The organism is bacterium, assembly GCA_019695335.1.
GTDB lineage: Bacteria > CLD3 > CLD3 > SB21 > SB21 > JABWBZ01.
On sequence record JAIBAF010000010.1, the window covers coordinates 46,560 to 58,886 of the forward strand.

Annotated in this window: 15 protein-coding genes; 7 read left to right on the top strand and 8 right to left on the bottom strand. The window is 43.8% G+C overall.

The features are described from left to right. Positions 1 to 15: 15 nt before the first annotated feature. Positions 16 to 825 (top strand): hypothetical protein, encoded by an 810-nt coding sequence (locus K1X84_04105; protein ID MBX7150796.1) that lies wholly within the window; start codon positions 16 to 18, stop codon positions 823 to 825. Beyond that, the gene (locus tag K1X84_04110) at positions 819 to 1,586 is read left to right on the top strand and encodes an RDD family protein (protein ID MBX7150797.1); all 768 of its coding nucleotides are present in this window, start codon (positions 819 to 821) and stop codon (positions 1,584 to 1,586) included. The genes K1X84_04105 and K1X84_04110 overlap by 7 nt, the downstream gene beginning before the upstream one ends. An 81-nt stretch (positions 1,587 to 1,667) precedes the next feature. Here the strand turns inward: K1X84_04110 and K1X84_04115 are convergent, their stop codons facing one another. Beyond that, the gene (locus K1X84_04115) at positions 1,668 to 3,701 is read right to left on the bottom strand and encodes a M13 family metallopeptidase (protein ID MBX7150798.1); all 2,034 of its coding nucleotides are present in this window, start codon (positions 3,699 to 3,701) and stop codon (positions 1,668 to 1,670) included. 212 nt (positions 3,702 to 3,913) lie between these two features. Here K1X84_04115 and K1X84_04120 point away from each other — a divergent pair, with 212 nt between their 5' ends. From K1X84_04120 to K1X84_04130, 3 genes are read left to right on the top strand one after another with little or no spacing between them, the layout of a single operon-like run. Beyond that, the gene (locus tag K1X84_04120) at positions 3,914 to 4,204 is read left to right on the top strand and encodes a hypothetical protein (protein MBX7150799.1); all 291 of its coding nucleotides are present in this window, start codon (positions 3,914 to 3,916) and stop codon (positions 4,202 to 4,204) included. 33 nt (positions 4,205 to 4,237) lie between these two features. Then, the gene (locus K1X84_04125; protein ID MBX7150800.1) at positions 4,238 to 4,486 is read left to right on the top strand and encodes a hypothetical protein; all 249 of its coding nucleotides are present in this window, start codon (positions 4,238 to 4,240) and stop codon (positions 4,484 to 4,486) included. Between the two features lie 27 nt (positions 4,487 to 4,513). Continuing rightward, positions 4,514 to 5,029: a GNAT family N-acetyltransferase gene (locus tag K1X84_04130; protein ID MBX7150801.1), complete on the top strand. Its 516-nt coding sequence runs from the start codon at positions 4,514 to 4,516 to the stop codon at positions 5,027 to 5,029. Between the two features lie 33 nt (positions 5,030 to 5,062). Here the strand turns inward: K1X84_04130 and K1X84_04135 are convergent, their stop codons facing one another. Then, positions 5,063 to 5,458: a rhodanese-like domain-containing protein gene (locus K1X84_04135; protein ID MBX7150802.1), complete on the bottom strand. Its 396-nt coding sequence runs from the start codon at positions 5,456 to 5,458 to the stop codon at positions 5,063 to 5,065. A 150-nt stretch (positions 5,459 to 5,608) separates the two neighbouring features. Here K1X84_04135 and K1X84_04140 point away from each other — a divergent pair, with 150 nt between their 5' ends. Both K1X84_04140 and K1X84_04145 read left to right on the top strand, forming a co-directional pair. Further along, complete coding sequence (locus tag K1X84_04140) at positions 5,609 to 6,496, top strand: LysR family transcriptional regulator (protein ID MBX7150803.1); 888 nt, start codon at positions 5,609 to 5,611, stop codon at positions 6,494 to 6,496. A 5-nt stretch (positions 6,497 to 6,501) separates the two neighbouring features. Continuing rightward, positions 6,502 to 7,197, top strand: coding sequence for an aspartate/glutamate racemase family protein (locus K1X84_04145; GenBank protein MBX7150804.1), 696 nt, complete (start codon positions 6,502 to 6,504; stop codon positions 7,195 to 7,197). Between the two features lie 17 nt (positions 7,198 to 7,214). On the opposite strand, the gene K1X84_04150 is transcribed toward K1X84_04145, so the two are convergent. The 6 genes from K1X84_04150 to K1X84_04175 all read right to left on the bottom strand — a co-directional run bounded on the left by K1X84_04150 (position 7,215) and on the right by K1X84_04175 (position 12,323). Then, positions 7,215 to 9,200, bottom strand: coding sequence for an oligopeptide transporter, OPT family (locus tag K1X84_04150; GenBank protein MBX7150805.1), 1,986 nt, complete (start codon positions 9,198 to 9,200; stop codon positions 7,215 to 7,217). Between the two features lie 170 nt (positions 9,201 to 9,370). Then, positions 9,371 to 9,856, bottom strand: coding sequence for a hypothetical protein (locus K1X84_04155; GenBank protein MBX7150806.1), 486 nt, complete (start codon positions 9,854 to 9,856; stop codon positions 9,371 to 9,373). 146 nt (positions 9,857 to 10,002) lie between these two features. Continuing rightward, positions 10,003 to 10,197, bottom strand: a complete 195-nt coding sequence (locus tag K1X84_04160) for a (2Fe-2S)-binding protein (protein MBX7150807.1) — start codon at positions 10,195 to 10,197, stop codon at positions 10,003 to 10,005. Next, positions 10,197 to 10,742 carry a cob(I)yrinic acid a,c-diamide adenosyltransferase gene (locus tag K1X84_04165; GenBank protein MBX7150808.1) on the bottom strand — a complete coding sequence of 182 codons (546 nt, stop codon included), beginning with the start codon at positions 10,740 to 10,742 and terminating at the stop codon, positions 10,197 to 10,199. Before K1X84_04165 ends, K1X84_04160 begins: the two co-directional genes overlap by 1 nt. Before the next feature lie 7 nt (positions 10,743 to 10,749). Next, positions 10,750 to 11,757, bottom strand: a complete 1,008-nt coding sequence (locus tag K1X84_04170; protein ID MBX7150809.1) for a hypothetical protein — start codon at positions 11,755 to 11,757, stop codon at positions 10,750 to 10,752. Positions 11,758 to 11,768: 11 nt separating this feature from the next. Beyond that, the gene (locus K1X84_04175; protein MBX7150810.1) at positions 11,769 to 12,323 is read right to left on the bottom strand and encodes a hypothetical protein; all 555 of its coding nucleotides are present in this window, start codon (positions 12,321 to 12,323) and stop codon (positions 11,769 to 11,771) included. Positions 12,324 to 12,327: the final 4 nt, after the last annotated feature.

Genomic DNA, 12,327 nt, shown 5'->3' on the forward strand with positions numbered 1-12,327 from the left:
CAGGAATTGAATCTTATGAATAAAAAATATCTATTACTTCTATATATACTGATGGTTGCAAGCTGCTCACCGAAAATAATCGTCAAAGAAGATCATGCAGGTGCGTACAGTCCATTGCCAAATGATGCCTTAGTTGATGTGTTACAATTATCAGACAAAGCTCCGGAAACATGGCTAAGGATCGGTGAAGCATTTTTCGGCGATGGTGGATTTACAGTCGACTGCGGCCTTTATACGATGACCGAATTAGCTAAACAAAAAGCGCGCTCCCTTGGAGCAGATGCTATGAAAATAGCCGAACATAAAAAACCCGGTTTGTCAAGCACATGCCATCAGATTCGAGTCATCTATTATAAAAAATCTTCCGACGTTAACATCGTTTCAACAGCAAAGGAATCTACTGACGCATTAGTTGAAGTTGTCCAAATTCAAACAAAATCTGAAAGACTAGAAAATAATATTGCCATTGGCTACCAAATCGGCGGTAATACTCTTATCGGCATAGATCATGAAGTAAGGTTGTCTGAATCTTTCGGAATGCACTTTGGCGGCGGCTTGGCAGGATTTGGCGCCGGAATCCGTTACCATCTCGGTCCTGAAACGTTAAGTTCTTATTACGATCTCAATTACAAGGACGGCGGTTTTGGTCTGTTTGAAAGCGTTGCATTCCAGTTTGGCGGGACCTTGGGAAAAAATAGCGGGTTACGTTATGAAATTGGATTGCAAAAACCTCTTTTTATTAAGAAAAGTTTTAAAAGGAAACTTTTCGACGACAAAAAAGCTCCACCGGTTATACTGGCTGTCGGAATAGGATGGGCATGGTAATTATGGTCGGCAAGCAGTGGTATTATATTGATAGTTTTCAGACTGTCGGTCCCGTTGATCGCCATGAACTCAAGGAACTTTTTCAAAACGGATCGCTCAATAGCAATACCTACGTATGGTACGAGTCTTTGACAGAATGGCGAAAAGCAGGAACGCTGCTTCAATTATCGGAATATATTCCCAAAACCGAAACGATTTCTGAATCAGCGGATTTTGAATTGCCGCCGCTTCCGCATAACCCAATAAGGCTTGAAGAACCGGAAGTGCGACCGTGGCCTCGTTATTTCGCCCGACTGATCGATATCTATTTTATATCACTTTTCGTCGGTCTGGGAGCCGGCCTCCTCTCGGCTGCTTTTGAATGGGAGTTCGTTGATAAAATTCATGATGCCGCCTATACTATAGTCAGTGCAGCCGTATGGGTGCCGATTGAAGCGATTTTTATTGCAGCATTCGGTAAAACTCCCGGCAAATGGATTTTGAACATGGAAATCGTTTCCTCTACCGGCGTTCTGATGGATTATCAAAAAGCAATCCGCCGTTCACTCTTAGTGTGGGTACGCGGATATGGATTAGGTATCGGCATCGTTGCTTTTATTACTATGATCGTTGCATACAATCATCTCACCCGATACGGCGTAACTACCTGGGATCGAGACGAAGAATGCATCGTTAAGCACGGCGCGATCGGTTTATGGCGCATCCTCGCTGTGATCAGCCTGATAGCCACTTACATCGCATTGAACTTTTTGATTAAATAATTCGGTACGCTATTTAAGTTTATAACAAAAAACCCGTGAGTTTTGACCCACGGGTTTTTGATTTTTCGTTACAAAAACAATTTACCAGATTATCACACGCAATGAATCCGGTCTTACCATCGGATCGCTATCGGAAAGTCCAAAAGCTTCTTTAAATTGTTTCATATTTGAAAACGGACCGTTGACCCGGAATTTACCCGGCGCATGCGGATCGGTTGTAACCAGTAACCGCATCGTTTGATCGCGCATGTTGACGCGCCAGATTTGCGCCCAAGCCAGGAAAAATCTCTGTTCGGCTGTAAATCCGTCAATCTTTGGAGGAGCGGGTTTGCCTTCCATCGATTTTTTCATGGCATCATATGCAATCGTCAGACCGGCTAAGTCGGCCAGATTTTCGCCCAACGTTAATTTGCCGTTTACGTGCAGCGAATCGACGGCAACGAATTGATTGAATTGCTCTTCGACTAATTTCGCACGGCGATTAAATTGTTTTTCATCTTCCGGCAGCCACCAGTCTTTGAGATTACCATCGGCGTCGTACTGACGGCCTTCGTCGTCAAAGCCGTGAGTCACTTCATGACCGATGACGGCACCCATACAACCATAATTAAATGCATCGTCTGCATCAGGATTGAAAAAAGGCCATTGCAGAATACCTGCGGGAAATGTGATCGTATTCAGTCCCGGATTATACGAAGCATTGACGGTAGGCGGAGTCATGCCCCAATCTTCCCGATCGACGGGCTTGCCAACTTTCGCCATCAGGCGGCGAAATTCAAACGAATCGGCGCGCATGATATTAAGAATATATGGACCACGATCGATGTCCAGTCCTGTATAATCGCGCCATTTGTCAGGATAACCGACTTTGACGGCAAAAGTGCTAAGCTTTTTGAGGGCTTTAACTTTGGTGCTGTCGGTCATCCATTGGAGTTTTTCGATATGATCCTTCATCGCTAATTTTAAATTGTCAATCATTTCTTTGGCTTTAGCCTTAGCGCGCGGTGGAAAATATTTTTCGGTATACAACTGCCCCAGCGCCATACCGATCCGTTGATCCGTCGTATTGCTGACCCGTTTCCAACGTAATTGTAATGCCCGTTGGCCGGTAAGCACCGATCCATTGAACTTAAAATTTTGCTCGACAAATGCATGGCCAAGATACGGCGCAGCCATGTTGATCACGTGCCAGCGTAAATACGTTTTCCAATCGTCAAGCGACACAGCGGTTTGCATAGTATTGAGTTCTTTGAAAAACTCAGGCTGAGCAACGTTCAGCGACTGGACGTCGCCAAGCCCGACGGACGCCAGATATTTGGTCCATGTAAAATTCGGCATCAGTTTAGAAACTTCATCCACCGTCATTTTGTGATAAATGGCGTTCGGATCGCGCTGCTCGACGACGGTCATTGAAGCCTTCGCAAGACGCGTTTCGATTTTCATGATGGTTTGTGCATTCTTTTCAGCCGTGACTGAATCTTGCCCCATTAACATGAACATTTTTTTCATGTGCGTGAGAAACTCTGCACGGATCGATTTCGATTTGTCGTCAGCATTGAAATAGTAGTCCCGTTCAGGCAACGTAAGTCCGCCTTGCGTCGCCTGTGCAATGACGTCATTACTATTTTTGGCATCTTGGTCAGAATAGAAATTAAACATCGGCGACAGGCTGTAGTGATGCAAGTGCGCAATAACATCCTGCAGATCGGTGCCGCTCTGAATGGCATCGATTCGGGCAAATTCTCCAGCCAGCGGCGCTAAACCGACCATTTCGATACCTGCACTGTCCATACCGCTCGCATAGAAATCGCCGATTTTTTGTTTGATGGTGCCTTTCGGCGCATTCGCCTTCATTGCGTCATCGAGAAGATCATGCAACTTAATATTATTTTGGTCGCGCAGTTCGTTGAAACTACCCCATGAACCAAATGCTTCCGGAATGGGATTATTTTTGAGCCAACCGCCATTGGCGTATTGATAAAAATCCGTACCGGGCAAAACCGTAGTATCCAGATTTTTGCGGTCGATACTTAGTCCTGATTTCGGCATAGGCTGGCTGCAAGCCACCCACATCCATAGAATGGCCAACATGGACAACATCCATAATCTTTTCATCACTCCTCCTTTTTTATTTGATTATCTAATATCTGAATAAGATAATAATAGAATGGTGATCGCTTGAACGCGATCATTATTTAAAAGTTTCCGGCACAAACGTGTGTTCAAATGCTTCTGAAGAAAGCATCATAGCAAATTAAGGCAATTTGCCGTATTTTGAAGCACAAAAGTAGATTAATTAACGTTAAAGTCAATATGAATTAAGGAATATGATTGAACTTGAGTTGACATTCAAAGAACGTCAGCGCATTTTGCGTTACATCCAACATGCAATTGAACAAACGCATTTTGGAGGAGGTGCAGTAGAAACTCCCGAGGAAAAATTATTAATTAACACATTCAAAAAAGAAAACGGGAGAATTGAGGTTTCATTTAGACAATTTAAATTGATAGCTGAGTTTGCATTTGAGGCTACAAAAAGCGGTGTTGCTTTATTGAGGGATGAAGAAATTCTTTTGAAGAAACTTTTGAATGCTTTGGAAGGCTATTATATTCATTAAAAAAAAGAACATCATATCGACGAAATCGATCAAATGATAACGCTTATTTCACAAGCGTTTTTTAAGCCTGTAATATCCGACAATATAAAAACGAAAGAAAAATACCTGGCAGAAATATTGCCTGACGTTTCTTTAAAAAAAGAAAGTTTTTTCAAAAAAATATGGTTCTCCTTCAAATCTTTGTTTATAAAAGAACATGAAACCTCTCAACGTCAGGACAAAAATGAAAAAGAGATTCTCAAGGATGTTATCCGTAAAACAAAAGGCAGGCGTATTTTTTGATAACGCTTTAATTGGAAGACTATACTCATGGTTTTTTTTAAATCTGACCGATTAAGCATCCGATCGTTATCCGAAGACGATTTGGAGAATTTCCTCGAATACCGTTCTGACTCGGAAGTGGTCAAATGGCAGGGATTTGGAGTATTTGGTGAGGCCGAGGCACGGGCATTTCTTCGAGAGCATAATTCAAAAAAAATCGCGGCGGATGATACCTGGACGCAATTGGGTGTCGAATTAATAACCCATCGTAAACTTATCGGCGATCTGGCTGTCAGGCTGCATCCGGACTGCAGTGCGCACATTGGAGCGACCTTTCATCCATCGTATCAACGGCAAGGATTTGCCCGCGAAGCTCTGTCCGGTTTGATCAAGTATCTTCACGATAATTTTGAAGTGAGCGCCGTTATCGGCATAACTGATGCGCGTAATACAGCATCTATTGCTCTTCTAAAAAGCCTCCATTTTACCTTTGTGAAAGAAGAACGTGACGTTCCATATAAAAGCGAGTTTTGTACCGAATATACGTACCAACTGATCGTATGATCGAATTGATTTATAAATGCAGTAATTCTCAAGTCAGCAACCACAGGCAATTTTTTCAGCGGCGGCATGTGATGCCGATCCTTCCGTTGCAAAACCGTCGCGCTTCCACCATTCGATACCGCCGATCAATTCTTTGACGTTGAATCCGAGTCTGGACAGGTTCAGTGCGCCCTTGGTGGATCCATTACAGCCAATGCCATCGCAATAGGTCACATAAAGTTTTTCTTTATCAAGAAATTTAACCGATTCTGCATTCATCGTACGATGAGGAAAATTGATTGCACCCGGTATATGTTCACGCACATAATTTTCCGGCTGCCGTGCATCGATCACGATAATCGATTCACCGTTTTTGAGCGCTTCAAACAGATCTGCAGGATCGGTTTCAAAATCCAATTTGCTCTGAAAAAATTCTACACGGTTATTCATGTTCGCTCCTTGTCGGTTAATTTGACCTTTCCAGTTTACTGTTCAGAGACTTTAAAAGAAAACGAATCTTCTGCATGAACATCATCATTTTTTTTCATGATGTTTAAAAGAAGCAATTGGATTATATTAAGGCACTTTTAAAGAGGTTTCATGGAAATTCGCCATCTCCGTTTGATCAAATTTATAGTCGAAGAAGGCAGCCTGACCAAAGCTATGGACAAGTTGCACTTGACGCAATCCGCTCTGAGCCACCAATTGAAGGAAGCAGAATACCAGTTGGGAACTAAAATCTTTATGCGCGTGAATAAAAAGATGATCCTGACCAAGGCCGGTGAAAAACTTTATGCCCTTGCCAACGACGTCATTGACAAAATGGACGATACGCGCAATGAAATTAAAAAAATGATCTATGGCGAATCCGGAGAAATCAAAATCAGCACGGAATGTTACACCAGCTATCACTGGTTACCCTCGCTCATGCGCCAGTTCCATCTTCTCTACCCGAATGTCGAGCTGAAAATTGTTATCGAGGCAACGCATTATCCTCTTCAGGGATTATTGAACGGAAAATTGGACGTAGCCATCACGAGCGATCCAATAAAGGACGACCATATAATTTATACTGAATTATTTCAGGACGAGATGCTGGCGGTAGTATCGTCTAATCACATGTGGGCCAAACGCAAATTTATAACGGCTGAAGATTTTACCGATGAAAATCTGATCATCCATTCACTCCCTTTGGAAACCGTTACTATTCACACGGCGGTATTGGAGCCTGCCGGCATCACGCCCAAAAAAATTACGGTCGTTCCGCTTACGGAAGCTTCCATTGAAATGGTTAAAGCAGAAATGGGTGTTTTTGTCATGGCTCAATGGGCATTAAAGCCATACTTAAACAACGGTACTTTAAAAACAATCAAGATCGGTAAAAACGGCCTCAAACGAAAACATTACGTTGCAACGCTGCGGGAGAAGCCGCATGCCGGATATTTTGATCAATTCATAGAGTTTCTCCAAAGAGAAATAACGCTGTAAACCTTATGAAAACCATTGGCATGATCGGCGGAACCAGTTGGGTCTCCACGCTTGCATATTACAAAATCATTAATGAATTGACTAACGAGCGGCTTGGAAAACTGCATTCGGCTAAAATTTTTTTATATTCAATCGATTTTGACGAATTCAAAACGCTCGCCGATCAAAATGCGTGGCCGGAAATAGCGAAAATGTTTATCAATGGCGCTCAACGCCTTGAAAAGGCAGGGTCTGATTGTATTGTCTTATGCTCCAATACGACACACATCATCGCCGACGATGTACAACAATCCATTGCCATTCCGCTCATTCACATCGTCGATGCAACGGCAACGGCTATCGGAGAAAAACAAATCAATACAGTCGGTTTATTGGGAACCAAGTTTACGATGGAGCATTCGTTTTTCGCTGAACGCTTAAAATCGCTCGATATCGAACCGATTATCCCAAATGCATCGGAACGAAAGTTTATTCATGAATCGATTTTCAGCGAATTAACTAAAAATATTTTTAAGCCTGAAACTAAAAAATTTTATTTGACCATAATACAGCGACTAATCAATGAAGGCGCACAAGGTATTATTTTCGGTTGTACGGAAATTCCGCTCCTCATCAAGCCTGAAGAATGTTCCGTGCCAATTTTCGATACAACTATTATTCACGCCCGGTCGGCGGTAAATTTCGCGCTGGCCGAGATATAAATTTTCTTAAGCGCTTTCTAGTCCTCTTCCGGCTTGCCTCTCAACGAATCCCAGATCATATATCCGCAGATACCTATGAACATAACCAGTGCAAACAATTCAGCCGAATGCGATTCCGTCCATTCCGGATCAACCCAATTAAACCCGAGATAACGAAGAAGTGCGCTGATGACGCCCATCAAAGCGCCGCCGGCAATGAAACCGCTGGCAATCAAAGTTCCGCGTTCACGACGCGCATGATTGACCTGTTCATCCTTACTGCGCGTGGAAACAAAATGCGCAATCAAGCCACCAACCAATAGCGGGGCGTTTAATTCCAGCGGAATATACATACCAAGCGCAAACGGCAACGCGGGCACCCCGATCATTGTCAGCGATAGTGCCATCATTGCTCCTGCGGCATATAACATCCACGGCGCCGGATTACCCGACATCAAAGGCTGGATCACTGCGGCCATCGCATTCGCCTGCGGTGCGACCAACGCATCCTTGCCGACAAATCCGTACGTCTCGTTCAATAGCAGAATTACCCATCCCACGGTCGCCGATGAAGCCAGCGTTCCGGCAAACTTCCATGTCTGCTGCTTGTAAGGCGATGAACCTAGCCAGTAACCGATTTTTAAATCCGTGATAAATGAACCGGCGGCAGAAAGAGCCGTGCAAACGACACCGCCGATCAAAAGCGCGGCAACCATCCCGACCTCTCCCGTCAGCCCAACGGAAACTAAAACGATTGATGAAATAATCAGTGTCATCAACGTCATACCGGAAACGGGATTCGTGCCGACAATGGCAATTGCATTCGCTGCCACGGTTGTAAACAGGAATGCAATGATCATCACGATCAATAAGCCAACCAACGCATGACCAAGATTACTGACCACACCTAGCCAGAAGAAAATAAAAATAGCAATAGCGGTTAATAAAGTCCCTATAGCAACGATACTCATCGACAAATCGCGTTGCGTGCGGGTACGGCCGTCCGCCGATGCCTTGGGATTTACCAGTTCTTTGAATCCAAGTGTAAAAGCCGACCGAATGACTTTCGAAGAACGAATAATACCGATAATTCCCGCCATCGCGATGCCGCCGATGCCGATATGACGCACATAGTTCCTAAAAATTTCTTCCGCAGTCATATCATGAATAAGTTTCGTTGCACTTGCCCCCAGCGTCATGCTCAATCCGTCTCCGATATAAGCCACCACCGGAACGAGCAAATACCATGACACAAACGATCCGGCGCAGATAATCGCCGAATATTTAAGGCCAATGATATACCCCAATCCCATCACAGCCGCACCAACGTTGATCCGAAAAACCATTTTTGCTTTATCGGCTAATTCTGCGCCTAGCGGAAATACGCGCGTCGTGAAAACCTCGCTCCACCATCCGAACGTCGCAATAATGAAATCGTAAGCGCCTCCAATGATACCGCTGATGACCAACACCATGGCTTGTTTGCCGCCTTTTTCACCGGCTACGAGAACTTCCGTCGTCGCCGTGGCTTCGGGAAATGGAAACTTGCCGTGCATGTCGGATACAAAATATTTTCTAAACGGAATTAAAAATAAAATTCCAAGGCATCCTCCGAGCAACGATGCCAGGAAAACTTTATAGAACTCTGCATATAATTGGAGAATGTACAACGCCGGAATTGTAAAAATCGCTCCGGCAACAATGGCGCCCGAATTAGCTCCGATTGATTGAATGATGACATTCTCCCCCAGCGCATTTTTACGTTTGGTCGCGGCGGATAATCCTACGGCAATGATCGCAATCGGAATCGCCGCTTCAAATACTTGCCCGATTTTTAAACCTAAATAGGCTGCCGAAGCGGAAAATATAACCGCTAACAATAGCCCCCAGAAAACCGATCTGAAATTTACTTCCGGGTAAACTTGCTCCGGAACCATTATCGGTACATACGACTCGCCTGAATTCAGTTCACGGTAGGCATTGGAAGGAAGCCCTTTGATCTGTGTTGTCCCTTGCTCGTGCATACGTATCTCCTTTTCCGTCTTGATCCAATACAATTACGGGAAGATACGCAGGGAACTATATTTACACGCTGATAGAGGTCATGTGGAAATATGACTTGCGGACATGTGAAGCAACAAATTCACAACGGTAAGCTTTCATAAAATTTGGTTGCAAAATCTTGAAGCAATGCTCAAGACTTTTTGCGCGGATCGATAGCTTTTGGTTCGTCAATAACCATGATGTTGTTGATATTCACTTCAACGGTATGAATCGTTTCACCGGGTGAATAGAACCATTCCAATATAACCTGTCCTTTGTGCGACAAAACATCTTTGACTACGCCTTTAGTCATCTTATTAGCCGCACCGTACATCACCACCATGCCGGTTTTAAGTTCGGCCATTTCTGCTGGATGAAACTTAGTGATGACATGTTTTGTCCAAACGCGTTTGCTTTTTTCGGTAGCGTGGGAATTGTACAGCCATTCGACCTGATATTCGCCTTTAGTCGCTTCGCTTCCGGCAATAATCACTTTGGCCAGTCCGTATTCGGCAGTAAAAAGATGCGCATCAAAATAACATGCCAATACTTCTTCGGCTTTCTGCGGTTTGATCATTGCTTCTTGCGCATGAATTCCAGACGCCAACATCATTACAAAAATCGTTAAGCTTTTCATATAACCTCCAAAAAAAGATCCTATCAATGCGACAAATAACCGGAAGGTAATTGAATGACGAGTCCAGAAAATAAAAAACGTCACAGCGTCATGAAAATTCATGATCAGCGTGACGTATCTGGCAACAAAATGATTCTAAAATACGATTACATCTCGATGATATCAAAATGGGTTTCACCGGTGGCGATCATTTTTTCAACATATGGGAGGCAAAGGCGGCAATTCACTCCGAATTTGATGCGGGTCTGCAATTCACCGACAGTCTTGCAATGAAAACGATCGACGACTTTCTTCATTTCTTCAAAAGTGAGGTTTTCGCATACGCATCGGTTAACTTTCATTAATCCTTGCTCCACTTAACCTCGTCTTTTCCTGCAAATTTATTCGCCCACCGGGCAAGCACAAAAAGTAAATCGGAAAGACGATTCAGATACGTCACAACCATCGGCCCGATATTTTCTTCTTTGGATAGACTGACGGTGAGGCGCTCTGCGCGCCGGCAAACATTGCGCGCCAAATGCAGGTACGCTGAGGTGGTAGTTCCACCCGGAAAGATAAAACTGGTCAGTTCCGGCAATTGCGCATCGATGGTATCAATAGACTGCTCCAATTTTTCAACATGAACGGCTTGCATGCGCGGAATGTAACTATTTTGATTATCGTATGGCGTTGCCAGATCGGCGCCAAGATTAAACAAATCGTTCTGAATCTGAAGTAATATCACGTCGAGCTCTTTTGGCAATTTTACGCTTCGCGCAATTCCAATAACGGAATTGAGTTCATCGACGGTGCCGTACGACTCGATACGCAAAGCATCTTTTGAAACTCTTCCACCGCCGAAAAGTCCTGTCGTACCGTCATCCCCTGTTTTAGTATAGATTTTCACGTTGCTCCTAATCTGCTCCAACGATCATGGATGGCGCTACGCCAACCGGATATTGTTTTTTGAAATTGAATTGTGAATCGAAGCGATATAAAAATCCGTTGGAAACAAAATCCAAACCGTCGGTCGCCATCAATTCGCCATTGACAAATGCCAAGGCATAAAACGTCAAACTATTACTGATGGATTTGACCGCAACATTGAGATTCAAATTATAAATACGTAAAGAATTGCTTCCGGAAATATATGCCAGCAATGAATCTTGAAGAGCAAGTTTTACCGGCCTTACGTTTTGAAATTCTTCAAGCTTTTCGGCCATGGTTTCGGAATTAGCATCAATCACAGCAATAAAACCAACTTCGCTGCTCAAACCGGAGCATGCAACATAAACCCGGTTTCTCGAAAGATCGGCTGCGATGGCAACGGGGTTTTTTCCGACAATGATCGTGTCAGCCTGCTCTGTAGAAAGATTGATCACCGATATGACCGAGTCATTACGATTTGGGGAATTTGAAATAAAAGCTTTGTTGCCTATTAAAGTAATTTCATCCGGACGGTGACGCAATTTGATCGTCGACTCCACCGCATGGGTCGCATAATCGATTTTTATAACGGCGCTGTCTTCATAAGACGTGACGTATAATTTGCCATTGGTATATACAAGATTTCTCGGCGTTTTAATATCATCAATCGTAGCAACACTCTCAAAAGTACGCGTATTGATGATGTCGATTTTGTCCGAAAATGTAACGGCAATAAATCCAAGCGAATCGACCACCAGTATACTGTGAGCCATATCGCCTAATTTATTGCCGTTAGCTTTTTTATAAACATTCGTAAAAGTCGTGTCGTACGTCGCTGTGTCAAGAATGCTCAGTGTAGAATTGCCAGCGCCGTAATTACCTTCACATACGATAAAAACGGAATGTTCGCCTGTTGGTAAAAAATCATCGCCGCCGCCGGAAGCGCCGCAACCGGCTATCGCCATGCATCCCAGTATAACGAACACAAACCGCAAATAAACTCCTGTTATTTCGGATTAACGACTACCGGTTTAAGACGAGCCGTAATCGCATGGCTAAGCAATTCATAGATTGCAATGAATACGGAAATAAACAGCAGGTCCCCGCCGAGTGAATTTCTGAAAAACGGAATGGCCATGATGTAACACTGAATCAGACCGGCCATGTCTTTCGTATATGTATCATAGGCAAGCCACGTAGCAAAATTAGTCCATATAAAAAAGATCACAGCTGATGCGATTGTTCCGCCTAATGTACGAACGATAAACTTTGTCCTGTGAGCGCGTTCGTTTTTAATCCACGCACCGATCAAAGCACTAAGCGCAATACATGCGTAAATGACCGGCGTAACCATCCAATCAAAACCGAGGATTGAATCAGCCACGATCATGGACAGCAGCGGAAGAGCAATGGCATATTTTTTATTCAGGTAAATTCCACCGAAAATCGCCGTTGCACATACCGGGGTGAAATTCCACGGATGAGGTAACAACCGGTAAAATGCAATTAATAATACTACTACCACAGTCGGAATATAGGCGAGCCACTTTTCGGTACGCATGGTT

Coding starts and splice junctions, on each gene's coding strand:
- K1X84_04105 (MBX7150796.1), top strand. CDS start 16: ATGAATAAAAAATATCTATTACTTCTATATATACTGATGGTTGCAAGC.
- K1X84_04110 (MBX7150797.1), top strand. CDS start 819: ATGGTAATTATGGTCGGCAAGCAGTGGTATTATATTGATAGTTTTCAG.
- K1X84_04115 (MBX7150798.1), bottom strand. CDS start 3,701: ATGAAAAGATTATGGATGTTGTCCATGTTGGCCATTCTATGGATGTGG.
- K1X84_04120 (MBX7150799.1), top strand. CDS start 3,914: ATGATTGAACTTGAGTTGACATTCAAAGAACGTCAGCGCATTTTGCGT.
- K1X84_04125 (MBX7150800.1), top strand. CDS start 4,238: ATGATAACGCTTATTTCACAAGCGTTTTTTAAGCCTGTAATATCCGAC.
- K1X84_04130 (MBX7150801.1), top strand. CDS start 4,514: ATGGTTTTTTTTAAATCTGACCGATTAAGCATCCGATCGTTATCCGAA.
- K1X84_04135 (MBX7150802.1), bottom strand. CDS start 5,458: ATGAATAACCGTGTAGAATTTTTTCAGAGCAAATTGGATTTTGAAACC.
- K1X84_04140 (MBX7150803.1), top strand. CDS start 5,609: ATGGAAATTCGCCATCTCCGTTTGATCAAATTTATAGTCGAAGAAGGC.
- K1X84_04145 (MBX7150804.1), top strand. CDS start 6,502: ATGAAAACCATTGGCATGATCGGCGGAACCAGTTGGGTCTCCACGCTT.
- K1X84_04150 (MBX7150805.1), bottom strand. CDS start 9,200: ATGCACGAGCAAGGGACAACACAGATCAAAGGGCTTCCTTCCAATGCC.
- K1X84_04155 (MBX7150806.1), bottom strand. CDS start 9,856: ATGAAAAGCTTAACGATTTTTGTAATGATGTTGGCGTCTGGAATTCAT.
- K1X84_04160 (MBX7150807.1), bottom strand. CDS start 10,197: ATGAAAGTTAACCGATGCGTATGCGAAAACCTCACTTTTGAAGAAATG.
- K1X84_04175 (MBX7150810.1), bottom strand. CDS start 12,323: ATGCGTACCGAAAAGTGGCTCGCCTATATTCCGACTGTGGTAGTAGTA.